This window comes from Streptomyces sp. NPDC023723 (assembly GCF_040639815.1).
In the GTDB taxonomy this organism is placed as follows: domain Bacteria; phylum Actinomycetota; class Actinomycetes; order Streptomycetales; family Streptomycetaceae; genus Streptomyces.
In genome coordinates, this window is sequence record NZ_JBFAAP010000003.1 from 171,775 (window position 1) to 195,973 (window position 24,199).

Here is a 24,199-nt window from a genome sequence, read left to right on the forward strand (position 1 = left end):
GTACCCGGCGTCGCGCGCGGCTTCGTCCTCCCGGGCGTCGGTCCGGGCCTCGGTCCGGGCCTCGGCGGGCTCGTTCGCGGTCACCCCCCGAGTATGCGGGCCCGACCGATCACAGGGAACGCGGGGGACGGCCCGCAATCAGAGCGTGCGCAGCAGGACCGCCGGCTGTTCCACGCAGTCGGCGACGTACCGCAGGAATCCGCCCGCCGTGCCGCCGTCGCACACCCGGTGGTCGAAGGTGAGCGACAGCTGCACGACCTGCCGTACCGCCAGCTCCCCCTCGTGCACCCAGGGTTTGGCCGCGATCCGGCCGACGCCGAGCATGGCGGCCTCGGGGTGGTTGAGGATCGGCGTGGAGCCGTCGACGCCGTACACGCCGTAGTTGTTCAGCGTGAAGGTGGAGCCGGTGACGTCGGCGGGGGCCAGCGTCCCGGCCCGGGCGGCCTCGGTCAGCCGGGCGCACTCGGCGGTGAGCGACTCGGCGTCCCGGGTGTGCGCGTCGCGGACGACCGGCACCACCAGGCCCCGGTCGGTCTGCGCGGCGAAGCCCAGGTGGACCCGGTCGAACCGGACGATCTCCCGGGCCTCGGGGTCGACTGTGGCGTTCAGCTCGGGGAAGCGGGCGAGGGCCGCGGTGCAGATCCGGGCCAGCAGGGCGAGCAGCGAGATCTTCGGCCCCCCGGCCGCGTTCATCGCGGTGCGCGCCCGGGTCAGCCCGGTCGCGTCGGCGTCCACCCAGACGGTCGCGTCCGGTATCTCGCGCCGGCTGCGGGTCAGCTTGTCGGCGACGGCACCGCGGACGCCCTTGAGCGGGACGCGGACCCCTACGGCGCTGTCGCCGCTGCCCGTGGCGGCCCGGACGCCCGCGGACTCCGCACGGTCGCTGCCCGTGGCGACGCCCCGGACGCCCTCGGACGCCGTACGGTCGCTGCCGGTGGAGGCGACGCGGCCGTCCGGCTCACCGCGCGGCACCGCCGTACGGCCCTGCGCGGCGGCGGCCCGCAGCGCGTACTCCACGTCCGCGCGCAGGATCAGCCCGTCCGGCCCCGAACCGGGCAACTCGCGCAGGTCCAGGCCGTTCTGCCGGGCCAGTCGGCGGACCAGCGGGGAGATGACCGGCACGGGTCCCTCGGCCCGCTCGGCGTCCGCCACCCGGCCGTTCACCCGCGCGGGAGCCCCGTTCCGCTCCGGGGTCCCGGCCACGGACACCGGCTCCCCGGGCCGCACCCGGCGGCGCCGCGCGGACGCCCGCGCGGTCCCGTACCCCACGAGCACATTGCCCGAGCCCTCATCCCGCCCCGCACTGTCCCCGGCGTCCCCGGCCTCGGCGGCCTCGGCGGCCTCTGCGGCCTCTGCGGCCTCTGCGGCCTTCCCGGCGTCACCGCCGCCGCTCCCGCCGACCGCACCGGCCGTCCCCTCCGCCCCGGCCGTCACCGCCAGCAGCGGCGCGCCCACCGGCACCTCCGCGCCCTCGGCGCCGAACCGCTCGGTGACCACGCCGTCGTAGGGGCAGGGCACCTCCACCATCGCCTTGGCCGTCTCGACCTCGACGACCGGCTGGTCGACGGCGACGGTGTCGCCGACCTCGACCATCCAGCGCACGATCTCCGCCCCGGTGAGCCCCTCACCGAGGTCGGGGAGCCGGAACTCCCGTACCTGTGCTGCCATCAGCTCTCGGCCTCCCATTGCAGACGCCCCACCGCGTCCAGGACACGGTCCACACCGGGCAGGTGGTGGCGCTCCAGCATCGGCGGCGGATACGGGATGTCGAACCCGGCCACCCGCAGCACCGGCGCTTCCAGCTGATGGAAGCACCGCTCGGTGATCCGGGCCGCGATCTCCCCGCCCGGGCCGCCGAAGGAGCCCGACTCGTGGACGACGACCGCGCGTCCCGTCCGCCGCACCGAGGCGCACACCGTCTCGTCGTCGAACGGCACCAGGGAGCGCAGGTCGACGACTTCGAGGTCCCAGCCCTCGGCCCGGGCCGCCTCGGCCGCCTCCAGGCAGACGGGCAGGGACGGTCCGTACGTGATGAGTGTGGCGCTCCGGCCCGAGCGCCGCACCACCGCGCGGCCTATCGGTTCAACGGGTGCCGGCTCCTCGGGGTTCCAGGCGTCCTTGGACCAGTACAGCCGCTTGGGCTCCAGGAAGACCACCGGGTCGTCGGAGGCGATGGCGGCGCGCAGCAGCCCGTAGGCGTCGGCGACGGTCGCGGGCGTGACCACGTGCAGGCCCGGGGTGGCCAGGTAGTACACCTCGGAGGAGTCGCTGTGGTGCTCGACGCCGCCGATGCCGCCGCCGTAGGGGATGCGGACGGTGAGCGGCAGCGGCATCGCGCCGCGGGTGCGGTTGCGCATCCGGGCCACGTGGGAGACGAGCTGCTCGAACGCCGGGTAGGCGAAGGCGTCGAACTGCATCTCCACCACCGGGCGCAGCCCGTACATCGCCATGCCGACGGCCGTGCCGAGGATGCCGGCCTCGGCGAGCGGCGTGTCCGTGCAGCGGTCCTCGCCGAACTCCGCGGCGAGTCCGTCGGTGACCCGGAAGACCCCGCCGAGGGTGCCGACGTCCTCGCCCAGGACGTGCACGGCCGGATCGGCGGCCATGGCGTCGCGCAGCGCCCGGGTGAGAGCCCCCGCCATGGTGGCCGGCCGGGCGGCGACGGTGCTCATCGCCCCGTCCCGTCCACGCCGCCCCCGGTCTCCGCCGCTGTCTCCGCAGCCGACCCCGCCTCTGCTTCCGCCGTCGCCGCCAGTTCCGCCCGCAGCAGCGCCCGCTGCTCACGCAGTTGCGGGGTCGGTTCGGCGTAGACGTGGGCGAACAGCTCCATGGGGTCCAGCCGCGGGTCCTGGTGCATCCGGGCGCGCAGATCGGCGGCGAGCGCCTCGGCGGTGTCGCGGGCGGCGCGCACGGTGTCCTCGTCGAGCAGTCCGCGCCGGGTCAGCTCGCGCTCCAGGAGGTCGACGGGATCGTGCCCGCGCCAGGTGTCGACCTCGGCGTCGCCCCGGTAGCGGGTCGCGTCGTCGGCGTTGGTGTGGGCGTCCAAGCGGTACGTGATCGCCTCCACCAGGACCGGGCCGCCGCCGTCGCGCGCGTGCCGTACGGCGTCGGAGAGTACCTGGTGGACGGCGACCGCGTCGTTGCCGTCGACCAGCCGGCCGGGCATGCCGTAGCCGACGGCCTTGTGGGCCAGCGACGGGGCCGCGGTCTGCTTGGCGAGCGGGACGGAGATCGCGAAGCCGTTGTTCTGGACCAGGAAGACCACCGGGGAGCGCCGGACGGCGGCGAAGTTCAGCGCCTCGTGGAAGTCGCCCTCGCTGGTGCCACCGTCGCCGACCATCGCGAGGGCGACCACGTCGTCGCCCGCCAGCCGGGCGGCGTGCGCGAGGCCGACGGCGTGCGGGAGCTGGGTGGCGAGCGGGGTGGAGAGCGGCGCGACCCGGTGCTCGTAGGGGTCGTAGCCGGTGTGCCAGTCGCCGCGCAGCAGGGTGAGCGCCTGGACCGGATCGACGCCGCGGGTGATCACGGCGAGCGTGTCGCGGTAGCTGGGGAAGAGCCAGTCGCCCTCCCGGAGCACCAGCGCGGCGGCGATCTCGCAGGCCTCCTGCCCGGTGCTGGACGGGTAGACGGCGAGCCGGCCCTGCTTGGTGAGGGCGGTGGCCTGCGCGTTGAACCGCCGGCCGGCCACCAGGCGGGCGTGCAGCGCGCGCAGCAGCGCGGGGTCGGCCGCGTCGGCGGCCTCGGTGCCGAGGACGCGGTACGGCGCGGCGTCGGGCAGCAGCGGCGCGGGGTCCGTGCGGGGCTGCCAGGCGGGCGGCGGAGCCGGCCGGTACGCAGCCCGCTGCTCCATGACCGTCATGACGGCACCTCCTCGTGGGAGTGGTTCGCGGCACGCCACGGGTGTGACGGGTCTCACCTACCGATTGTTCGGTCGTCGGCACATTTTGGCTACGACGGCCCCCGGGTTGTGGACAAACGGTTCTGCACAGCCTGTGATGGACGCAGTACGTCCATGGTAGGGAGGTCGGCGGAGATGGCAGCTGAACAAATGGCCGAGCGCCCGCAGGACAGCGCCGCACCGCCGCCCCCGCGCCCCCTGGACGCGATCGACCAGGGCATCCTGCGCATCCTCCAGGCGGACGGCCGGGCCTCGATACGGTCGGTCGCCGAACGGGTGCATGTCTCGCGGGCCAACGCCTACGCGCGGATCAACCGGCTGGTCGAGGACGGTGTGATCCGCGGCTTCAGCGCCCGCGTCGACCACGAACGTGCCGGTCAGGGCACCTCCGCGTACATCACCCTGAAGATCGTCCAGAACTCCTGGCGGACCGTGCGCGAACAGTTGGAGGAGTTGCCGGGGGCCGCCCACATCGCGCTGGTGGGCGGCGACTTCGACGTCCTGCTGCTGGTGCACACGCCCGACAACCGGGCCCTGCGCGAGCTGGTCCTGACCCGGATCCAGGCGATCCCCCAGGTGCTCAGCACCCGCACCCTGCTGGTCTTCGAGGAACAGGACCTGGAGCCCCGGAACTAGGTTCCTTCCCTCAGCCCCCCGAACACCAGCCGCACCACCGCGTCAGCGACCTCCCGCTCGCCCGCGCCCCGGCCGTCCGGCCGGTACCACTCGACGATCGAGTTGATCATCCCGAAGACCAGCCGGGTCGCCAGCCGTCCGTCCACGTCGTCGCGCACGTCGCCCTCGGCGGCCGCCGCCTTCACCAGCGCGGCCACCCGGTGGTCGAAGTCGCGGCGCCGCTCCAGCGCCCACCGCTCGGTGGCGGTGTTGCCGCGCACCCGCAGCAGCAGCGTCACGTACGGCAGCTCCGCGATGAGTACCTCGACCATGCGCCGCACCACGTGCTCCAGCCGCCCGGCGGCGGGCCCCACGCGCGCGTGCTCCTCGTCGAGGATGCCGAACAGTCCGTCCAGGGCCCGGCTGACGGCCCGGCGCAGCAGTTCCTCCTTGCCGGCGACATGGTGGTAGATCGACGACTTGGAGATACCGGCCGCCTTGGACAGGTGCTCCATGGAGGTGCCGTCGTAGCCGCGCTCGTTGAAGACCCGCACGGCGACCGAGAGCAGGGTCTCCGGGGTGTACGAGTCACGCTTGGCGGTGGTCATGAGGGGCGGTCCTCCCGCTGGTCGCAGGCGTGGGCGTGGTGGCGCAGGGCGCGGGAGGGGGCGTAGCGCCCGGTCCCGTCCAGCTCGTGCATGCTCGCCAGCACGTCGAAGGCCCAGCCGGCGCCGACCCGGCGGCTCCATTCGAAGGGGCCCAGCGGGTAGTTGACGCCCAGCCGCATCGCCGTGTCGATGTCGTCCCGGGTGGCCACGCCCTTGGCGGCGGCCTCGAAGGCCAGGTCGATGATCCGGGCCACCGCGCGGGCGACGATCATGCCGGGCACATCGCCGATGACGCTGACCCGCTTGCCCAGCGCCTGGAAGAGTCCGGTGGCCTCGGCGAGGTGCCGCGGCCGGATCTCCGGGGGCGCGGACAGGGCGACGCGGGTGGCCGCGCGGTAGTCGAGGGCGAGGTCGAAGCCGATGGTGTCCGGGGACTCCGAGACGGGCCAGCCGTCGGCGAGGCACAGCTGTCCGCCGCCCGGCAGGACGATCCGCGGGTCGTCCCCGTCGTCCTGCGCGCGGACCTCGATGCCGGCCTCGCGGGCCATCGGCACCAGTGCGGCGGCCGGGCCGAGGTCGCCGTGCACGACGATGTGCGGGGGCCGGTCGGCCGGCCCGGCGGTGTGCGGTCCGGGCCGCCCGGCGCCACCGCGGTCACCCCGCCCGGCGCCACCGCGATCACCCCGGCCGTCGTCGCCGCCGTCCCGGTAGTCGTACCAGCCCCGTCCGCTCTTGCGGCCCAGTCGGCCGGACTCCACCAGGCGGCGCTGGGCGAGCGACGGCCGGAAGCGCGCGTCCTGGAAGAACGACGTCCACACGGAGTGCGTGACGGACTCGTTGACGTCCTGTCCGATCAGGTCGGTCAGCTCGAAGGCGCCCATCCTGAAGCCGCCGGACTCGCGCAGCACGGCGTCGATGGTGGCCGGGTCGGCGCCCTGGTCCTCGTACACGGCGAACGCCTCGGCGTAGAAGGGCCGGGCGACGCGGTTGACCAGGAAGCCGGGGGTGTCGGCGCAGGCGACCGGCGTCTTGCCCCAGGCCCGGGCGGTGTCGTACGCGCGCGTGCCGCACGCCGGGTCGGTGGCGAACCCGGAGACCACCTCCACCAGCGGCAGCAGCGGCGCCGGGTTGAAGAAGTGCAGGCCCACGCAGCGGCCCGGGACGCGCAGCGCGCCGCCGATCGCGGTGACGGACAGCGAGGAGGTGTTGGTGGCGAGCAGACAGTCGTCGTCGACGACGTCCTCCAGGGCGCGGAACAGCTCCTGCTTGACCTCCAGCCGCTCCACCACCGCCTCCGCCACCAGCGCGCAGCCGGCCAGCCCGGCCAGTTCCTCGACGGGCGTCAGCCGGGCCCGGGCGGCGTCCCGGTCGCCGGCCGGCAGCCGTCCCTTTTCCACCAGCCGGTCGAGCCGGGCGCCGATCGCGTCGGCCGCCTCCCGGGCCCGCCCGGGAACGGTGTCGTACAGCCGTACGGGATGGCCCGCCACCAGTGCGACCTGGGCGATGCCCTGGCCCATGGTGCCGGCGCCGACGACGGCCACGGGGCTGCTGAGGTCGAGTGCTGTCATGTGCGCGATCCTCCCGCACCGGGTTTTCCACAGATGCCGCGGGCCCCCTTGTCCCGACCGATCGTTCGGTTACTCTAGCCGTGTCCGATGGTTCCCGCCCAGGATTCGCCTGTCCCGCTGTTCCCACCAGGGCCTTGCGCCCCGGAGCCCGGCGCGCGGCTCAGGAGAACGAGGAGTTGGTCCCGCATGGCCGCCGAACCCGCCCCCGCCGCCGCCCCCACCGCCGAGCTCACCCCGTCCGCCCTGATCGCCGGCCACCGGCCCACCCTCGACCAGGCCCTGGAAGCGATCCGCACGCGCGCGTACTGGTCCCCGCACCCCGAGCACCCCAAGGCGTACGGCGAGCACGGCAGCCTGGACCCGGCGGCCGGCCGGGCCGCGTTCGACGCCCTGCTCGGCACCCGCCTCGACCTCGGCCAGCCCGGCACCGACGGCTGGGTGGGCGGCGAGACCTCCCCGTACGGCCTCGCGCTCGGCGTCAGCTACCCGCACGCGGACCTCGACGTGCTGCTGCCCGCCATGCGGGCCGGCCAGGCCGCCTGGCGGGACGCGGGCGCCGAGCTGCGCGCGCTGGTCTGCCTGGAGATCCTGAAGCGGATCAACGACCGGTCGCACGAGTTCGCGCACGCGGTGATGCACACCTCCGGGCAGGCGTACCTGATGGCGTTCCAGGCGGGCGGCCCGCACGCCCAGGACCGCGGCCTGGAGGCGGTGGCGTACGCCTACGCGGAGCAGACCCGCGTCCCCGGGCGCACCGAGTGGACCAAGCCGCAGGGCAAGCGCGACCCGCTGACGCTGACCAAGAGCTTCACGCCGGTCCCGCGCGGCATCGGCCTGGTCATCGGCTGCAACACCTTCCCGACCTGGAACGGCTACCCGGGCCTGTTCGCCTCCCTGGCCACCGGCAACGCGGTGCTGGTCAAACCGCACCCCCGCGCGGTGCTGCCGCTCGCCCTCACCGTGGCCGCCGCCCGCGCGGTGCTCACCGAGGCCGGCTTCGACCCGAACCTGGTCGCGCTGGCCGCCGAGGCCCCCGGCGAGGGCCTCGCCAAGACTCTCGCCACCCGCCCCGAGATCCGGATCATCGACTACACCGGCTCCACCGCCTTCGGCGACTGGCTGGAGACGCACGCCCGCCAGGCCCAGGTCTTCACCGAGAAGGCCGGCGTCAACACGGTGCTCGTCGAGTCCACCGACGACTACCGGGGCATGCTCGCCAACCTGGCCTTCTCCCTCTCCCTGTACAGCGGCCAGATGTGCACCACCCCGCAGAACCTGCTGATCCCGCGCGCCGGCATCCGCACCGACCAGGGCCCCAAGTCCTACGACGAGGTGACCGCCGACCTCGCCCGCGCGGTCGACGCCCTGCTCGGCGACGACGCGCGGGCGAACGCGCTGCTCGGCGCGATCGTCAACCCGGACGTCAGGGTCCGCCTGGAGGCCGCCGACCGGCTCGGCGAAGTCGCCCTCGCCTCCCGCGCGGTGGCTCATCCCGAGTTCCCCGACGCGGTCGTCCGCACCCCGGTGATCGTCAAGCTGGACGGCGCGCGCAAGTACTGGGACGGCGCCGCCGACGAACCCGCCTACCTGAGCGAGTGCTTCGGCCCGGTCTCCTTCGCCGTCGCCGTCGACTCGGCCGCCGACGCCACCGACCTGCTGCGCCGCGCCGTGCGCGAGAAGGGCGCGATGACCGTCGGCGCCCACACCACCGACGAGGCCGTCGAGCGGGCCGTCGAGGAGGTCTGTCTCCAGGAGGCCGCCCAGCTCTCCCTCAACCTGACCGGCGGGGTGTACGTCAACCAGACGGCCGCCTTCTCCGACTTCCACGGCTCGGGCGGCAACCCGGCGGCCAACGCGGCCCTCACCGACGGCGCGTTCGTCGCGAACCGCTTCCGGATCATCGAGGTCCGCCGGGAAAACTAGGCAGGAGAACCAGGCAGGAAACCTAGCCCCCTTGTCCCGCGCTCCAGTGGTACAGCGCCATCGCCACACTGGTCGCCAGGTTGTAGCTGGAGACCTGCGGCCGCATCGGCAGGGCGACCAGGTGATCGGCCCGCGCCCGCAACTCCGCGGAGAGCCCGCTGCGTTCGGACCCGAAGGCGAGCAACGCGTCGTCGGGCAGCTTCAGTCCCCGGAGGTCCTCGCCCGCCGGGTCCAGCGCGAACACCGGGCCCGGCGGCAGCTCCCGCACCGTCAGCCGCTGCACGGCGGTCGCGAAGTGCAGGCCCGCCCCGCCGCGCACCACGGTGGGGTGCCAGGGGTCGAGGGTGCCGGTGGTGACCACGCCGGTCGCGCCGAACCCGGCGGCCAGCCGGATCACCGCCCCCGCGTTGCCGAGGTTGCGCGGCTGGTCGAGGACCACGACGGGCGCCGTACGCGGAGTGTGCGCCAGCCGCCGCAGCGCCGCCTCCCGCGCCGGACGTACCGCCAGCGCGGCCACCGCGGTGGGATGCGGACGCGTCACCAGCGCGGCGTACGCCTCGGGCGTCACCTCGGTGAGCAGACCGGCCAGCCGCTCCCGTACGTCCGGTGCCAGTTCGTCGGCGAGGGCGAGCGCCGCGGCCCGGTCGGCGGCGACCGCCATCGGGACGTCCGCCCCGAAGCGCAGCGCGTGCTTGAGGGCGTGGAAGCCGTCCAGCAGGACCCGGTCGCCGGCGAGCCGGCGCCAGGCGCGCAGGGGGTCGGTCGGGCGCGGGTCGCTCATGCCCCGAAGCCTACGTGCGTGGACCCGGCGCCCTCCGGGACGCCCCGCGCGGGCACCACCGCCGCCCCGTCCCGGCGCCGCGCCACCCGCGCCGCCACCCGGGCCGCCAGTCCGCCGAGCCGGCGCAGGAACGGCGTCGGCAGGAACACCGCGTCCGCCACGATCATCGCCAGCGAGAAGAACGGCAGCCCGAGCACCGCGGCGATCACCGCGTGCTCGGTCATCATGACGGCCAGCAGCACGTTCTTGACCCGCCGGTTGAACAGCGTGAACGGGAACGCGACCTGCGCCGCGACCGTTCCATAGGTGATGAGCATCACCACCGTGCCGCTGGCCGCCAGCAGCCCGGCGAGCTGCGGCCAGGGCGAGAAGTACTCCAGTTGCAGGGGGTAGTAGACGGCGGTGCCGTCCTGCCAGCGCGAGCCCTGCACCTTGTACCAGCCGGCGGTCGCGTAGATCAGACACGCCTCCGCCATGATCACCAGGAGCGCGCCGTTGTGCACGATGTTGGCGATCACGTCCAGCAGGACGCGCGGCTCACCGCCCGTCGCCCACCGCCCCACGGCCCACCACAGCGCCTGCCCCAGCCACACCCCCCACAGCAGCGCCGGCACCAGCCACTCGTCGCCGAAGCCGTCGACCCGCCCGGTCAGGGTCACCGCGGCCAGCGCGAGCCCGAGCCCGGCCCACAGCACCACCCCGGTCCGGTCCGGCACCCGCTCGCCCCGCGCCCGCCGCGCCGCCGACCGCCGGGCCCGCCGCGCGTCCAGCGACCACACCTGTCCGCAGCGCGTGAAGACGAGGTAGACGCTCATCAGGTGCAGCACGTTGTCGCCGCCGTCACCGACGAAGACGCTGCGGTTCTGCAGGGACAGCACCCCGACCATGAACAGCACCGACGCGGTCCGGGTCCGCCAGCCGAGCAGCAGCACCACGCCGGCCAGCAGGGACAGCGCGTACACCGTCTCGAACCAGAGCCGGCCGTCGGACCACAGCAGCGCCGTGAAAGCGCCGTTGTCCGCGGTCAGCCGCCGGGCCAGGGCCCAGCTCCACGGCCCGTCCGGACCGTACAGCTCATGGCGGTGCGGGAACTCCCGCAGCAGGAACAGCAGCCAGGTGGCGCCGAACCCGATCCGGACCACCGCCGTCTGGTACGGGCCGAGGGCGGCCTCGGTGACCCGGGCGATCCCCCGGGAGACCGTCAGGGCGACGCGGTTCACGCCACGCCCCCGTCCGCCTCACGCGCCGGCACCCGCCACCAGGGCAGCTCCCGGACCTCGGTCCGGTCGGAGACCTGCTCCCCGCTCCAGTCCGGCGGCGGCACCGCGCTGGTCCGGGCGCGGTACTGGACCTGGTCCAGCACATCGCCCGCCCCGGCCGCGCCCGCCCGCGCCAGGCGCAGTACGGCGATCCGGCGCAGATACGTCTCGGACAGCGCCCCGCGCAGCCCCACCGCACGGTCGTCGGAGTCATGGGTGGCGGTGTAGAAGTCCCAGGCCCGGCGCAGCTCGTTCTGCTGGGTGTGGCTGGGCAGCGGATTGCCGTCGATGGCCCGGCCGTCCTCGGCGGACAGGTCGTACCAGCCGGTGGTGCGGACCCCGCCGTCGGCCGTGCTCAGCTCGGCGCGGACCTGGACGGAGATGTTCTGCTGGAGCGGATTGGGCGCGAACAGCTTCCAGTTCTGCTCGAACTCCGGGTAGATCCAGTCGTCGATGACGTCACCGTGCTGCTTGGTGACCGTGTTCGACGGCGCCACATGCAGGAACGTCATGCCGAGATGGATCGAGACCACGGCGGCGACGACCGCCAGCGCGACCGCCGCGCCGACCTGATAGCGCGGAGAGAGCGCGGCGACCCCGCTGCGGGCGGCGTCGTCGTCGGCCGCACCGTGCCGGGCGCCAGGCCCCGAGTCGTACGCGTCCATCCAGCCCCGCTCCCGCATACCGGCATCCGTCGTCGCGCCCGCCCCGCACCCACCGGGCGGGACTCGCACGCGAACGGTACTGGGCACGGCGCGCGCCCACAGCCTCCGGACGGAACTCGCCGGACGACCGGCCCTTAGGCGACGTACCCCGGCTCACCCGAGTCCGTCACCACGGGCCGGCCCGCCGCGGCCCACACCTGCATGCCGCCGTCGACGTTCACCGCGTCGATGCCCTGCTGCGTCAGGTACATGGTGACCTGCGCCGACCGTCCGCCGGACCGGCAGATCACATGGACCCGGCCGGCCTCGGGCGCGGCCTCGGTCAGCTCGCCGTAGCGGGCGACGAAGTCGCTGAGCGGGATGTGCAGCGCCCCTTCGGCGTGCCCCGCCTGCCACTCGTCGTCCTCGCGGACGTCCAGCAGGAAGTCGTCGTCCTTGAGGTCCGCGACCTCGACCGTGGGAACCCCAGCTCCGAAACTCATGCTCCGACGCTACCGGACCCGGGGCCCGGCGCGGCCTGCCCCAGCAGCTCGGCGAGCTCCGCCTCCCGCTCGGCGACCTGCGCGGTCAGCTGCTCGGCGATCTCCTCCAGTAGCTGGTCGGGATCGTCCGGGGCCAGCCGCAGCATCCCGCCGATGGCGCTCTGCTCCAGCTCGTTCGCGACCCGGGTGAGCAGTTCCTTGCGCTCGGCCAGCCACTCCAGCCGGGCGTACAGCTCCTCGGCGAGGCTCGGGCCGCGCTCCTCCTTCGGCCCGGCGTCCCACTCCTCGGCCAGCCGCCGCAGCTCCCCCGCGTCGCCGCGGGCGTAGGCGGCGTTGACCCGGGTGATGAACTCCTCGCGCCGGGCCCGCTCGCCGTCCTCCTGCGCCAGGTCGGGGTGGGCCCGGCGGGCCAGCTCGCGGTACAGCTTGCGGGCCTCCTCGCTGGGCCGCACCCGCTGCGGGGGCCGTACCTCCTGCCCGGTGAGCATCGCCGTGGCCTCGGGGAACAGCCCGTCGCCGTCCATCCAGCCGTGGGTCAGCTCCTCGACCCCCGGCAGCGGCATCAGCCGGGCCCGGGCCTCGTCGGCCAGCCGCTGGTCCTCGGCGGCACCGCTGCGGGCGGCCTTCGCCTGAAGGATCCGCGCCTCCAGCTCGTCGAGCCGGGCGTAGACCGGGCCGAGCCGCTGGTGGTGCAGCCGGGAGAAGTTGTCGACCTCCACCCGGAAGGTCTCCACCGCGATCTCGTACTCGATGAGCGCCTGCTCGGCGGCCCGTACGGCCTTCTCCAGCCGTTCCTCGGGCCGCGCGGCACCGCCTTGCTCAGCTTCCGGGGTCGTCACACGCCCAGCCTAGGCCCTGCCCGGCGCGCCCCCGCACCACACCCGGAAACGGCCTCAGACCCCCGGCTCGGCCGCGATCCGCCCGGCCCGCACCGCCGCCACCAGTTCCGCGTGGTCCGCCTCCGTGCGGTCGGCGTAGGCGACGGCGAACGCGGCCACCGCCTCGTCCAGTTCCGCGTTCTTGCCGCAGTACCCGGCCACCCGGCGCGGATCGGCGCTGTGCGCGTGCGCCCGGGCCAGCAGCGCGCCGGTCATCCGCGCGTAGTCGTCGATCTGGTCGGCGGCCAGCGCGGCCGGGTCGACGCTGCCCTTGCGGTTGCGGAACTGCCGTACCTGGAACGGCCGCCCGGCCACCGTCGTCCAGCCCAGCAGGATGTCGCTGACCACCTGCATCCGCTGCTGCCCCAGCACCACCCGGCGCCCCTCGTGCCCGGCCTCGGGCACCTCGAAGCCGGCCGCCGCCAGGTGCGGCACCAGCGCGGAGGCCCTGGCCTCCTTCACCTGGAGCACCAGCGGCTCACCCCGGTGATCGAGCAGCAGCACCACGTACGACCGGGTCCCGACGCTGCCCGTGCCGACGATCCGGAACGCCACGTCCTGCACCGTGTACCGGGCCAGCAGCGGCAGCCGGTCCGCCGGCAGCGTGCCCAGGTACTCCGCGAGGGCCGCCGCGACCACCGCCGCCTCGGCGTCCGGCACCCGGCGCAGCACCGGCGGGGCGTCCGTGAACCGCCGCCCGCCGTCCTCGGTCTCCTCGGTCGACTTCGCCGCGAACCGCCCGCTGGTGTTGTTCCGCGCCTTCTTGGCGACCCGCTCCAGGGTGCCCAGCAGATCGTGCGCGTCGGTGTGGGAGACCAGTTCCTCGTCGGCGATGGCGTTCCAGGCGTCCAGCACCGGCAGCCGGGCCAGCAGCCGCATCGTGCGCCGGTAGGCGCCCGCCGCGTCCCGGGCGGCCGCCCGGCAGGTGTCCTCGTCGGCCCCGGCCTCCCGGCCCGCCAGCACCAGCGAGGCGGCCAGCCGCTTCAGGTCCCACTCCCAGGGGCCGTGCACCGTCTCGTCGAAGTCGTTCAGATCGATGACCAGCCCGCCCCGGGCGTCGCCGTACAGGCCGAAGTTGGCCGCGTGCGCGTCCCCGCACAGCTGCGCCCGGATCCGGGTCATCGGCGTCCGCGCCAGGTCGTGGGCCATCAGCCCGGCCGCGCCACGCAGAAACGCGAAGGGGCCGGCGGCCATCCGTCCCACCCGGATCGGGGTCAGCTCGGGTATTCGCCCCCGGTTGGACTCCGTCACGGCGGCCACCGCGCCGGGCCGCCCCGGATCCGCCTCGAACACCGCGTGCGCGGACCGCGGCACCCGCTCCCGCAGCGCCTTGCCCTCCGCCTTCGCGGAACCGCCCCCCGAGCTCCCTGCGGCCCACCGCGCGAACCCGGGCACGACAGGCACCCGCACACCGACCGCCGCTCCGGCACCCGGCCCTACCGACATCCGCCCCACACCTGGCACGCCAGCCCCCTGCTCCCCACCAGGCACGCCAGCTCCCCGCTCCCCACCGGGCACGCCAGCCCCCTGCACCCCGCCCCGCACACCAACCGCCCGCTCCCCGTCCAGCCCGACCGGCACCCGCCCCACACCGGGCACGCCAGCCCTCTGTTCCCCACCCGTTACGCCAGCCCCCTGCTCCCCGTCCGGAACACCAGGCCCCCGCGCCCCGCCCCCGGCCGCCGCTTCCGTACCCGTCCCGGCCGACAGCCCGGTCATCCGGTCGCCTCCCTTGCCCGTACGCCCTGGCAGGCACCCGCACCCGCCGCTCCAGCGCACCGCCCGCACCCGGCCGGCGGCGCGCCCCGACGCTACTCCCCGCCCCGCCCGGACCGCGCTCGCGCGGTGAGACCTTGCTCACAGCGGCACACGGCAACAGAGCACCGCACAACGCGAAAGCCCCGTAGGTCTGAGACCTACGGGGCTTCCGTCTGGTGCGCGAGGGGGGAGTTGAACCCCCACGCCCTTTCGGGCACTGGAACCTGAATCCAGCGCGTCTGCCTATTCCGCCACCCGCGCATTGGGTGTGTCTTCCGGCCCCTCGCCCGTTCCTTGCGGCCCGGCGCCTTCCGACATCGAGAACATTAGCACGCTGGCCGGGGTGGATTCACATCCCTTTCCCGCCCCCGCGGCACCCTCCGGCCACGTCCCGGCGGGTGGCCGTTCACGTATCAACCTCGTACCGGTCCGGCCCGTCCTCCCCGGAGCGGACCGGGTCCACAGCCCGGTGCGGGACACTGGTCGCCGAGCGGCTCTACGATCCTGGGCAGGAGTTCGCGCGACAGCGCGCCCCGCGGCGTTCGAAGACGAGCTCCAGCGGGAACTCCGAGAGGCGTCGACACCCTTCGACCGGGCCGACAGGGGGAACCAGCCGATCGACCCGCGCGTGGATACGATCAGTAAGCAGTACCAGGTAGGCAGTACGCAGCACAGCAGTACGCAGGGCAGCGAACAGGACGGCAGCGACGGAGGAGGTGCCCCATGGGAGTCCTGAAGAAATTCGAGCAGCGTCTCGAAGGTCTGGTCAACGGCACCTTCGCGAAGGTCTTCAAGTCCGAGGTACAGCCCGTGGAGATCGCGGGCGCGCTTCAGCGCGAGTGCGACAACAACGCGACCATCTGGAACCGTGACCGCACCGTCGTACCCAACGACTTCATCGTGGAACTGAGCACGCCCGACTTCGAGCGGCTCAGCCCCTACTCCGGCCAGCTCGGCGACGAACTGGCCGGCATGGTCCGCGACTACGCCAAGCAGCAGCGCTACACCTTCATGGGCCCGATCAAGGTCCATCTGGAGAAGGCGGAGGACCTCGACACCGGTCTGTACCGGGTCCGCAGCCGCACCCTCGCCTCCTCCAGCTCGCAGGCGGCGTCGGCCGCGCCCGCCGCGCCCCCCGCCCCACCGGCCGGCCGCCCCGGCGGCTACGGCTACCCGCCCGCCGCGGCTCCCGCGGCCCCGCCGATGCCCGCCGCGCCGCCACCCGGCGCCCGCGGCGCCGGCGGTGCCTACGGCTACCCGCAGCCCGCGAGCGCCCCGCGGCCACCGGCCGCGGCCGCGCCCGCCCCCGTACCCGGCGGACCCACCCGCCACTGGATCGAGATCAACGGTGCCCGCCACCAGATCTCCCGCGCGACGCTCGTGCTGGGCCGCAGCACCGAGGCCGACGTGCGGATCGACGACCCCGGCGTCAGCCGGCGGCACTGCGAGATCCGGACCGGAACGCCCTCGGTGATCCAGGATCTCGGCTCCACCAACGGCATCGTGGTGGACGGGCAGCACACCACCCGCGCTACGCTCCGCGACGGCTCGCGGATCACCGTGGGCAGTACCACCGTTATCTACAGGCAAGCCGAAGGGTGATCCGGGGGCAATGTCAGAGCTGACCCTCACGGTCATGCGGCTGGGTTTTCTCGCCGTACTGTGGCTGTTCGTGATCGTGGCCGTGCAGGTCATCCGCAGCGACCTGTTCGGTACGCGCGTCACCCAGCGCGGACAGCGCCGGGACGCCGGGCGAGCCCAGCAGCAGGCCGCACGTCAGGCGCCTGCCCAGCAGCGCCAGCAGCCGAGCGGCGGCCGCGGCCGTCGCAACGCTCCCACCAAACTGGTGGTGACCGAGGGCACCCTCACGGGCACCACCGTGGCCCTCCAGGGCCAGACCATCACGCTCGGCCGGGCACACGACTCGACGATCGTGCTGGACGACGACTACGCCTCCAGCCGCCATGCCAGGATCTACCCGGACCAGAACGGTCAGTGGATCGTCGAGGACCTCGGCTCCACCAACGGCACATACCTGGACAGATCCCGGCTGACGACGCCTACGCCCATCGCACCGGGCGCGCCGATCCGCATCGGCAAGACCGTCATCGAGCTGCGGAAGTAGTGCTACACCAATGAATGAGCGCGAGCGGAGCGAGCACGCGGCGGCGGCCGGCACCCCGGGCCCCGGCGCGCTCCCGACCGGAGGGTGGGCAGTGTGGCTCGACACGACCGGCTGTACCCGGAGCCGACGGGCGAGGTGCGCATGAGTCTGTCACTGCGCTTCGCCGCCGGATCGCACAAGGGCATGATCCGGGAGGGCAACGAGGACTCCGGTTACGCCGGTCCGCGCCTGCTCGCCATCGCCGACGGCATGGGCGGCCAGGCGGCCGGCGAGGTCGCCTCCTCCGAGGTGATCTCCACCATCGTCGCCCTCGACGACGACGTGCCCGGCTCCGACATCCTCACCTCGCTGGGCACCGCCGTGCAGCGCGCCAACGACCAGCTGCGGCAGATGGTCGAGGAGGACCCCAGCCTGGAGGGCATGGGGACCACCCTGACCGCCCTGCTGTGGACCGGCCAGCGGCTCGGCATGGTGCACGTCGGCGACTCGCGCGCGTACCTGCTGCGGGACGGCGCGCTGACCCAGATCACCCAGGACCACACCTGGGTGCAGCGCCTCGTCGACGAGGGCCGCATCACCGAGGAGGAGGCGGGCACCCACCCGCAGCGCTCCCTGCTGATGCGGGCGCTGGGCTCCGGCGACCACGTCGAACCCGACCTGTCGATCCGCGAGGTCCGGGCCGGCGACCGCTACCTGATCTGCTCCGACGGGCTCTCCGGCGTCGTCTCCCACCAGACCCTGGAGGAGACCCTGGCCAGCTACCAGGGCCCCCAGGAGACCGTCCAGGAGCTGATCCAGCTCGCCCTGCGCGGCGGCGGCCCCGACAACATCACCGTGATCATCGCCGACGTCCTCGACCTGGACACCGGCGACACCCTGGCCGGACAGCTCTCCGACACCCCCGTCGTGGTCGGCGCCGTCGCCGAGAACCAGGCCCAGTTCGGCGACAACGGCATCATGCAGACCCCGGCGGGCCGCGCCTCCGGGCTCGGCCGGCAAGGCGGCGGCGGGGGCGGCGAGTTCGGCCCGCCCGGCAGCGGCGACACCACCGGCTACATCCCCGCCGACGGCCTCGACTACGGCGACGACGACTTCACCAAGCCGCGCAAGAACCGCCGCTGGCTGAAGAGATCCTTCTACTCCGTGCTCGCCCTCGCCGTCATCGGCGGCGGCCTCTACGGCGGCTGGCGCTGGACCCAGACCCAGTACTACGTCGGCACCAAGGACGACCACGTCGCCCTCTACCGCGGCATCAGCCAGGACCTGGCCTGGGTGTCGCTGTCGAAGGTCGAGAAGGACCACCCCGAGATCGAACTCAAGTACCTCCCGCCCTACCAGCGCAAATCGGTCGAGGAGACGATCGCCGAGGGCGACCTCAGCGACGCCCGCTCCAAGATCGACGAACTGGCCGTACAGGCCTCCGCCTGCGAGAAGCAGGCCGAACGGCGCACCACGCAGAACGAGAGCAACGCGAAGACGGGCGAGGGCGAGACCACGGGCACCGGAACCGACCCGGTCTCCCTCACGTCCAAAGCGTCCCCGACGCCCACCGCGTCGGGCACGCCCGGGACATCCGAGTCGCCCGATCCGTCCCCGTCCACGACCGCACCCAGCCCCGATGCCGGCCCCACCCTCTCGGAGGAAGAGCAGAAGGTCGTCTCACGGTGCGGTGAGCAGTAGGCAAGCCGTGAGAGGCCCTGTCACACGATGAGCAGTACTCCCAACCCGCCGACGCACCACACGTCCACGATCGGCGCCATCGGAGCGCCGAGCCGGCGCAACACCGAGCTGGCGCTGCTGGTCTTCGCCGTCGCCATCCCGGTCTTCGCCTACGCCAACGTGGGCCTCGCCATCAACGACGAGGTCCCGGCCGGCCTGCTGAGCTACGGCCTGGGCCTCGGCCTGCTGGCCGCCGTCGGCCACCTCGTGGTGCGCAAGTTCGCCCCGTACGCGGACCCGCTGCTGCTGCCCCTGGCCACGCTGCTCAACGGCCTCGGACTGGTCGCCATCTGGCGCCTGGACCAGTCCGAACTGCTCCAGTCCATCGAGCAGGCCGGCACCGCCGCGCCCCGCCAGCTGATGTACACCGCGATGGGCATCGCCCTCTTCCTCGCGGTCCTGATCTTCCTCAAGGACCACCGGGTCCTGCAGCGCTACACCTACATCTCCATGGTCGGCGCACTGATCCTGCTGCTGCTGCCGCTGGTCCCGGGCCTCGGCCAGAACATCTACGGCGCCAAGATCTGGATCAAGGTCGGCAGCTTCTCCATCCAGCCCGGTGAGTTCGCCAAGATCGTGCTGGCGATCTTCTTCGCCGGCTACCTGATGGTGAAGCGCGACGCGCTGGCCCTGGCCAGCCGCCGCTTCATGGGCCTCTACCTGCCCCGCGGCCGCGACCTCGGCCCGATCCTGGTGGTCTGGATCGTCTCGATCCTGATCCTGGTCTTCGAGACCGACCTCGGCACCTCGCTGCTGTTCTTCGGCATGTTCGTGATCATGCTGTACGTGGCCACCGAGCGGACCAGCTGGATCGTCTTCGGTCTGCTGATGTCCGCGGTCGGCGCGGTCGGCGTGGCCAGCTTCGAGCCGCACATCCAGCAGCGCGTGGACGCCTGGCTCAGCCCGATGGGCGAGTACAAGCTCTCCCAGCAGGGCGTGGCCGGCCACTCCGAGCAGGCCATGCAGGCCCTGTGGGCGTTCGGCTCCGGCGGCACGCTGGGCACCGGCTGGGGCCAGGGCCACTCCGACCTGATCCGGTTCGCCGCCAACTCCGACTTCATCCTCGCCACCTTCGGCGAGGAACTCGGCCTGGCCGGCCTGATGGCCCTGCTGCTGCTGTACGCACTCATCGTGGAGCGCGGCGTGCGCACCGCCCTCGCCGCCCGCGACCCGTTCGGCAAGCTGCTCGCCATCGGCCTCTCCGGCGCCTTCGCGCTCCAGGTCTTCATCGTGGCCGGCGGTGTGATGGGCCTCATCCCGCTCACCGGTATGACGATGCCGTTCCTGGCCTACGGCGGCTCCTCGGTGATCGCCAACTGGGCGCTGATCGGCGTCCTGCTGAGAATCAGCGACACCGCGCGCCGCCCGGCCCCCGCCCCCGCCAACCCCGACGCCGAGATGACCCAGGTGGTCCGACCGTGAACAAACCCCTGCGCCGCATCGCGCTCTTCTGCGGCCTCCTGGTCCTCACCCTCCTGCTGCGGGACAACTGGCTCCAGTACGTCAAGGCCGACGAATTGAAGACCGACGACGCCAACCGCCGGGTCCTCATCGAGCGGTACGCCTCCCCGCGCGGCGACATCATCGTCGACGGCAAGGCGATCACCGGACACGCCACCACCGACGGCGACTTCAAGTACAAGCGCACCTACAAGGACGGCGCCATGTGGGCGCCGGTCACCGGCTTCGTCTCGCAGGCGTACGGCGCCACCCAGCTGGAGTCCATCGACGACGGCATCCTCACCGGCAACGACGACCGGCTCTTCTTCCGCAACACCCTCGACATGCTCACCGGCAAGAAGAAAGAGGGCGGCAACGTCGTCACCACCCTCAACGCCGCCGCGCAGAAGGCCGCCTACGACGGTCTGAAGGCGCAGGGCGGCAAGGGCGCGGCCGTCGCCATCGAGCCGTCCACCGGCAAGATCCTGGCGATGGCCTCCTACCCGTCGTACGACCCCTCGTCGTTCGCCGGCGGCAGCGACGCCGACGCCAAGGCATGGAAGTCGCTGCTGAAGGAGAACAACGAGGACGACCCGACGCTGAACCGGGCGCTGCGCGAGGTCTACCCGCCCGGCTCCACCTTCAAGGTGCTCACCGCGGCGGCCGCCCTGGAGAACGGCCTGTACGACAGCGCGGACGAGAAGACCGACTCGCCGCTGCCCTGGACCATGCCGGGCACCACGCAGGACCTGCCCAACGAAGGCGACCTGCCCTGCGAGAACGCCACCCTGCGCGAGGCGCTGCGGGTCTCCTGCAACACCGTCTTCGGCAAGATCGGCGCCGACCTCGGCAACGAGAAGATGCTGGAGGAGGCCAAGAAGTTCGGCTTCACCGAGGAGCAGTTCGTGCCGGTCCGCTCCAGCGCCTCGGTCTTCTCCGACAACATGGAGCCCTCGCAGGTCGCGCTCTCCTCCATCGGCCAGTTCAACACCGCCGCCACCCCGCTGCAGATGGCCATGGTCACCTCGGCGATCGCCAACAACGGCACGCTGATGCAGCCGTACATGGTCGACGAGCTCCAGGCCCCCAACCTCGACACCATCGAGAAGACCGAGCCCGAGGAGATGAGCAAGCCGCTGTCCGCGGACAACGCCCAGATCCTCCAGTCGATGATGGAGACGGTCGTCAAGGACGGCACGGGAACCAACGCGCAGCTCGACGGCGTCACCGTCGGTGGCAAGACCGGTACCGCCCAGCACGGTGTCGACAACAGTGAGAACCCGTACGCCTGGTTCATCTCCTACGCCAAGCAGAGCGACGGCAGCTCACCGGTGGCCGTCGCCGTGGTGGTCGAGGACGAGAACGCCAACCGCGACGACATCTCCGGCGGCGGCCTCGCGGCGCCGATCGCGAAGAACGTCATGAAGGCCGTCATCGACAGCAAGAAGTGACCAGAAGCTGAACGGGACGTGACTCCTGTCACGTCCCATTCACATCGGCGCACGTTGCGATACCGGTCGTGTATCGGGTACCGGGCTTGGCCAGGTCACACGGAGCGGGCCGGGTACGGTAGGCCGGACGGCAGCCTCCGACCGTACAAGCATGCCGGTCGGGACCGACGGAGAGGGCTGGTAGGTAGCTATGGAAGAGCCGCGTCGCCTAGGCGGCCGGTACGAGCTGGGCCCGGTGCTCGGCCGTGGTGGCATGGCGGAGGTTTACCACGCGCATGACACCCGGCTCGGACGCCAGGTGGCGGTGAAGACGCTCCGCGCGGACATGGCGCGCGACCCGTCCTTCCAGGCCCGGTTCCGCCGGGAGGCCCAGTCGGCCGCCTCGCTCAACCATCCCGCGATCGTGGCGGTCTACGACACGGGCGAGGACTACATCGACGGGGTCTCCATCCCGTACATCGTCATGGAGTACGTCGACGGCTCCACCCTGCGTGAACTGCTGCACAGCGGCCGCAAGCTGCTGCCGGAGCGCACGCTGGAGATGACCATCGGCATCCTCCAGGCCCTGGAGTACTCGCACCGGGCCGGCATCGTGCACCGCGACATCAAGCCGGCCAACGTGATGCTGACCCGCAACGGCCAGGTCAAGGTCATGGACTTCGGCATCGCCCGCGCGATGGGCGACTCCGGCATGACCATGACGCAGACGTCCGCCGTCATCGGCACCGCCCAGTACCTCTCCCCGGAGCAGGCCAAGGGCGAGCAGGTCGACGCCCGCTCCGACCTGTACTCCACCGGCTGTCTGCTCTACGAGCTGCTGACCGTCCGGCCGCCGTTCGTCGGCGACTCCCCGGTCGCGGTCGCCTACCAGCACGTACGGGAGGAGCCGCAGCCGCCCAGCGTCTTCGACCCCGAGATCACGCCCGAGATGGACGCCATCGTCCTGAAGGCGCTGACCAAGGATCCGAACTACCGCTACCAGTCGGCCGACGAGATGCGCATGGACATCGAGGCGTGCCTCGACGGCCAGCCGGTCGCCGCGACCGCCGCGATGGGCGCGGTCGGCTACGGCGGCTACCCCGACGACCAGCCGACCACCGCCCTGCGCTCGGACTCCGGGGCCGGCGCCACCTCGATGCTGCCGCCGATGAACCCGGACGACGGCGGCTACGGCTACGACGAGCGCCCCGACCGGCGCCGCCAGCCGCAGCGCAAGAACAACACCTCCACCATCGTGCTGGTGGTCGCGGGCATCCTGGTCCTGATCGGCGCCATCCTCATCGGGCAGCAGCTGTTCAGCGGCGACTCGGGCGACGACGGCAAGATCAGCGCCCCGAACTTCGTCGGCCAGACCAAGGCGGAGGCCAAGCAGCAGGCCGTCAACGCGGACCTGAAGGTCGCCTTCACCGAGGACTCCTGCGAGGACGAGGAGAAGGGCAAGATCTGCTCCCAGGACCCGGACAGCGGCGCCGAGGTCGACAAGGACGCGACGATCAACCTGGTGGTGTCCACCGGCGCCCCCAAGGTCGAGGTCCCCGACGTGACGGGCAAGAGCTACTCCGACGCGGAGGCGGCGCTGAAGGAGGCGGGCTTCGAGGTCGAGCAGAAGACCGAGGAGTCCAGCGAGGAGCCGGACACGGTCCTCTCGCAGAGCCCCGACGGCGGCACCTCGAAGACGAAGGGCTCCACCGTCACGCTCACCGTGGCCAAGGAGACGTCGCAGGTGACGGTGCCCGACGTCACGGGCAAGACATCGGACGAGGCGAAGTCGCTCCTGGAGGCGCAGGGCCTGAGTCTCGGCTCGCAGAGCACCGAGGAGTCCTCCGCCCAGGACGAGGGCAAGATCTTCGAGCAGAGCCTGTCGCCGGGCAGCTCCGCCGACCGCGGCTCCACCGTCGACGTGAAGATCGCCAAGAAGCCGGCCGAGGAGACGCCGTTCGCGATGCCGAAGGTGACCGGCATGACGGTCGCCGACGCCAAGAACGTCCTGTCCCAGGCCGGTCTCGAACTCCAGGGGATCTCGGGCTCCCAGGAGGACAACGCCAACGTCGTCCTGAGCAACCCGACCGAGGGCCAGCAGGTCAAGAAGGGCGACAAGGTCACCCTGACCGCCACCCCGGCCACCGACAACAGCAACGGGAACGGCAACGGCGACAACAGCAACTGGTGGGACAGCCTCGGCGGCTGACGCCACCACCGCATGAATCGGGCCCCGGCCCCCGCGTTCGCGGGAGAGGCCGGGGCCCGATTCATGACCGCACGCTCAGCGCAGCTCCTTGGGCACCGTCCGCTCGTCGTCCACCTTCTCGGTACGCACCAGCTCACCCCAGACGATGTACCGGTACCGGCTGGTGTACACCGGCGTGCAGGTGGTCAGCGTGATGTAGTGCCCGGCCTGCTTCTTGCCGGACTCCTTCGGGATCTTCCCGAGGACGTCGACGTTGTACTTCGTGGTCTCCGGGAGGATGCCGTAGACCTTGTAGACGTACCAGGTGTCCTTCGTCTCGAAGACGATCGGGTCACCCTTCTCGATCTTGTCGATGTTGTGGAACTTGGCGCCGTGCCCGTCCCGGTGCGCGGCCAGCGAGAAGTTGCCCTTGTCGCCGGTCATGGGCAGCTCCGCCTTGACCGGGTCGGTGTAGTAGCCGGCCACCCCGTCGTTGAGCACCTTCATCGAGGTGCCCTTCTCGACCAGGACCTCGCCCTTGCCCATCGCCGGCACGTGCAGGAAGCCGATGCCGTCCTTGGTGTTCAGCGCCCCCGGACCGCTCGAACCCTCGGCGCCCTGGGCCCAGTTGTCCCGGACCTTGTCGCCCTGCTTGTCCGCCTCGCGGTCCGCCATCACGTTCGTCCACCACAGCGAGTAGACGACGAACAGGCCCATCACCAGGCCCGCCGTGATGAGGAGTTCACCGAAGACGCTGACCGCCAGCGCGATCCGGCCGCGGCCGCGCGGGCCCGGACCCGGCCCGGGCACGGGCGCGTCGGTGTGCTCTTCGTGATCGGTGTCGGTGGTCGCTGCCACTGGT

General features: G+C 72.6%; 20 protein-coding genes and 1 tRNA gene. 8 read left to right on the forward strand and 13 right to left on the reverse strand.

Translation table 11 applies throughout. The annotated features are described in order from the left end of the window. Nucleotides 1–138: 138 nt before the first annotated feature. The 3 genes from AB0G32_RS05815 to AB0G32_RS05825 are packed head-to-tail and all read right to left on the reverse strand — an operon-like array spanning nt 139 to nt 3,859. Nucleotides 139–1,668 carry a dihydrolipoamide acetyltransferase family protein gene (locus AB0G32_RS05815; protein WP_361158673.1) on the reverse strand — a complete coding sequence of 510 codons (1,530 nt, stop codon included), beginning with the start codon at nt 1,666–1,668 and terminating at the stop codon, nt 139–141. Further along, nucleotides 1,668–2,672 carry an alpha-ketoacid dehydrogenase subunit beta gene (locus AB0G32_RS05820; RefSeq protein WP_361158676.1) on the reverse strand — a complete coding sequence of 335 codons (1,005 nt, stop codon included), beginning with the start codon at nt 2,670–2,672 and terminating at the stop codon, nt 1,668–1,670. The genes AB0G32_RS05815 and AB0G32_RS05820 overlap by 1 nt, the downstream gene beginning before the upstream one ends. Further along, nucleotides 2,669–3,859, reverse strand: coding sequence for a thiamine pyrophosphate-dependent dehydrogenase E1 component subunit alpha (locus AB0G32_RS05825; protein WP_361158679.1), 1,191 nt, complete (start codon nt 3,857–3,859; stop codon nt 2,669–2,671). Before AB0G32_RS05825 ends, AB0G32_RS05820 begins: the two co-directional genes overlap by 4 nt. 189 nt (nt 3,860–4,048) lie before the next feature. Here AB0G32_RS05825 and AB0G32_RS05830 point away from each other — a divergent pair, with 189 nt between their 5' ends. Next, on the forward strand, nt 4,049–4,534 hold the full coding sequence (locus AB0G32_RS05830) for an Lrp/AsnC family transcriptional regulator (protein WP_361159078.1): 486 nt from the start codon (nt 4,049–4,051) through the stop codon (nt 4,532–4,534). Here the strand turns inward: AB0G32_RS05830 and AB0G32_RS05835 are convergent. Together AB0G32_RS05835 and AB0G32_RS05840 are read right to left on the reverse strand one after the other, a co-directional pair. Beyond that, on the reverse strand, nt 4,531–5,121 hold the full coding sequence (locus tag AB0G32_RS05835; protein WP_361158682.1) for a TetR/AcrR family transcriptional regulator: 591 nt from the start codon (nt 5,119–5,121) through the stop codon (nt 4,531–4,533). The two genes, AB0G32_RS05830 and AB0G32_RS05835, sit on opposite strands and share 4 nt — an antisense overlap. Next, on the reverse strand, nt 5,118–6,689 hold the full coding sequence (locus AB0G32_RS05840; protein ID WP_361158685.1) for a 3-hydroxyacyl-CoA dehydrogenase: 1,572 nt from the start codon (nt 6,687–6,689) through the stop codon (nt 5,118–5,120). The genes AB0G32_RS05835 and AB0G32_RS05840 overlap by 4 nt, the downstream gene beginning before the upstream one ends. 186 nt (nt 6,690–6,875) lie before the next feature. Here AB0G32_RS05840 and paaN point away from each other — a divergent pair, with 186 nt between their 5' ends. Further along, nucleotides 6,876–8,612: a phenylacetic acid degradation protein PaaN gene (paaN, locus tag AB0G32_RS05845; RefSeq protein WP_361158688.1), complete on the forward strand. Its 1,737-nt coding sequence runs from the start codon at nt 6,876–6,878 to the stop codon at nt 8,610–8,612. 22 nt (nt 8,613–8,634) lie between these two features. On the opposite strand, the gene AB0G32_RS05850 is transcribed toward paaN, so the two are convergent. The 7 genes from AB0G32_RS05850 to AB0G32_RS05880 form a co-directional block, all read right to left on the reverse strand. Continuing rightward, a complete protein-coding gene (locus AB0G32_RS05850; RefSeq protein ID WP_361158691.1) occupies nt 8,635–9,393 on the reverse strand; it encodes a TrmH family RNA methyltransferase in 759 nt (252 codons plus the stop codon). Then, complete coding sequence (locus tag AB0G32_RS05855) at nt 9,390–10,613, reverse strand: HTTM domain-containing protein (RefSeq protein ID WP_361158694.1); 1,224 nt, start codon at nt 10,611–10,613, stop codon at nt 9,390–9,392. The genes AB0G32_RS05850 and AB0G32_RS05855 overlap by 4 nt, the downstream gene beginning before the upstream one ends. Further along, the gene (locus AB0G32_RS05860; protein WP_361158697.1) at nt 10,610–11,317 is read right to left on the reverse strand and encodes a DUF5819 family protein; all 708 of its coding nucleotides are present in this window, start codon (nt 11,315–11,317) and stop codon (nt 10,610–10,612) included. The genes AB0G32_RS05855 and AB0G32_RS05860 overlap by 4 nt, the downstream gene beginning before the upstream one ends. Before the next feature lie 134 nt (nt 11,318–11,451). Next, the gene (locus AB0G32_RS05865; protein ID WP_361158700.1) at nt 11,452–11,799 is read right to left on the reverse strand and encodes a rhodanese-like domain-containing protein; all 348 of its coding nucleotides are present in this window, start codon (nt 11,797–11,799) and stop codon (nt 11,452–11,454) included. Then, the gene (locus tag AB0G32_RS05870) at nt 11,796–12,638 is read right to left on the reverse strand and encodes a J domain-containing protein (protein ID WP_361158703.1); all 843 of its coding nucleotides are present in this window, start codon (nt 12,636–12,638) and stop codon (nt 11,796–11,798) included. The genes AB0G32_RS05865 and AB0G32_RS05870 overlap by 4 nt, the downstream gene beginning before the upstream one ends. A gap of 54 nt (nt 12,639–12,692) precedes the next feature. Beyond that, nucleotides 12,693–14,123, reverse strand: a complete 1,431-nt coding sequence (locus tag AB0G32_RS05875) for a DUF2252 domain-containing protein (RefSeq protein ID WP_361158705.1) — start codon at nt 14,121–14,123, stop codon at nt 12,693–12,695. 486 nt (nt 14,124–14,609) lie between these two features. Further along, nucleotides 14,610–14,696 (reverse strand) — tRNA-Leu (locus AB0G32_RS05880). Between the two features lie 462 nt (nt 14,697–15,158). Between AB0G32_RS05880 and AB0G32_RS05885 the strand changes: the two genes are divergently transcribed. From AB0G32_RS05885 to pknB, 6 genes are all read left to right on the forward strand, one after another. Beyond that, complete coding sequence (locus tag AB0G32_RS05885) at nt 15,159–16,037, forward strand: DUF3662 and FHA domain-containing protein (protein WP_361158708.1); 879 nt, start codon at nt 15,159–15,161, stop codon at nt 16,035–16,037. A 10-nt stretch (nt 16,038–16,047) separates the two neighbouring features. Continuing rightward, a complete protein-coding gene (locus tag AB0G32_RS05890; protein ID WP_361158711.1) occupies nt 16,048–16,560 on the forward strand; it encodes an FHA domain-containing protein in 513 nt (170 codons plus the stop codon). Nucleotides 16,561–16,701: 141 nt separating this feature from the next. Further along, nucleotides 16,702–18,240, forward strand: a complete 1,539-nt coding sequence (locus AB0G32_RS05895) for a Stp1/IreP family PP2C-type Ser/Thr phosphatase (RefSeq protein ID WP_361159080.1) — start codon at nt 16,702–16,704, stop codon at nt 18,238–18,240. Nucleotides 18,241–18,267: 27 nt separating this feature from the next. Next, nucleotides 18,268–19,701, forward strand: coding sequence for an FtsW/RodA/SpoVE family cell cycle protein (locus AB0G32_RS05900; protein ID WP_361158713.1), 1,434 nt, complete (start codon nt 18,268–18,270; stop codon nt 19,699–19,701). Further along, complete coding sequence (locus tag AB0G32_RS05905) at nt 19,698–21,170, forward strand: penicillin-binding protein 2 (RefSeq protein ID WP_361158715.1); 1,473 nt, start codon at nt 19,698–19,700, stop codon at nt 21,168–21,170. Before AB0G32_RS05900 ends, AB0G32_RS05905 begins: the two co-directional genes overlap by 4 nt. Before the next feature lie 190 nt (nt 21,171–21,360). After that, complete coding sequence (gene pknB, locus AB0G32_RS05910; RefSeq protein WP_361158718.1) at nt 21,361–23,358, forward strand: Stk1 family PASTA domain-containing Ser/Thr kinase; 1,998 nt, start codon at nt 21,361–21,363, stop codon at nt 23,356–23,358. A gap of 75 nt (nt 23,359–23,433) precedes the next feature. On the opposite strand, the gene AB0G32_RS05915 is transcribed toward pknB, so the two are convergent. Then, on the reverse strand, nt 23,434–24,195 hold the full coding sequence (locus AB0G32_RS05915) for a class E sortase (protein WP_361158721.1): 762 nt from the start codon (nt 24,193–24,195) through the stop codon (nt 23,434–23,436). Between the last annotated feature and the right edge of the window lie 4 nt (nt 24,196–24,199).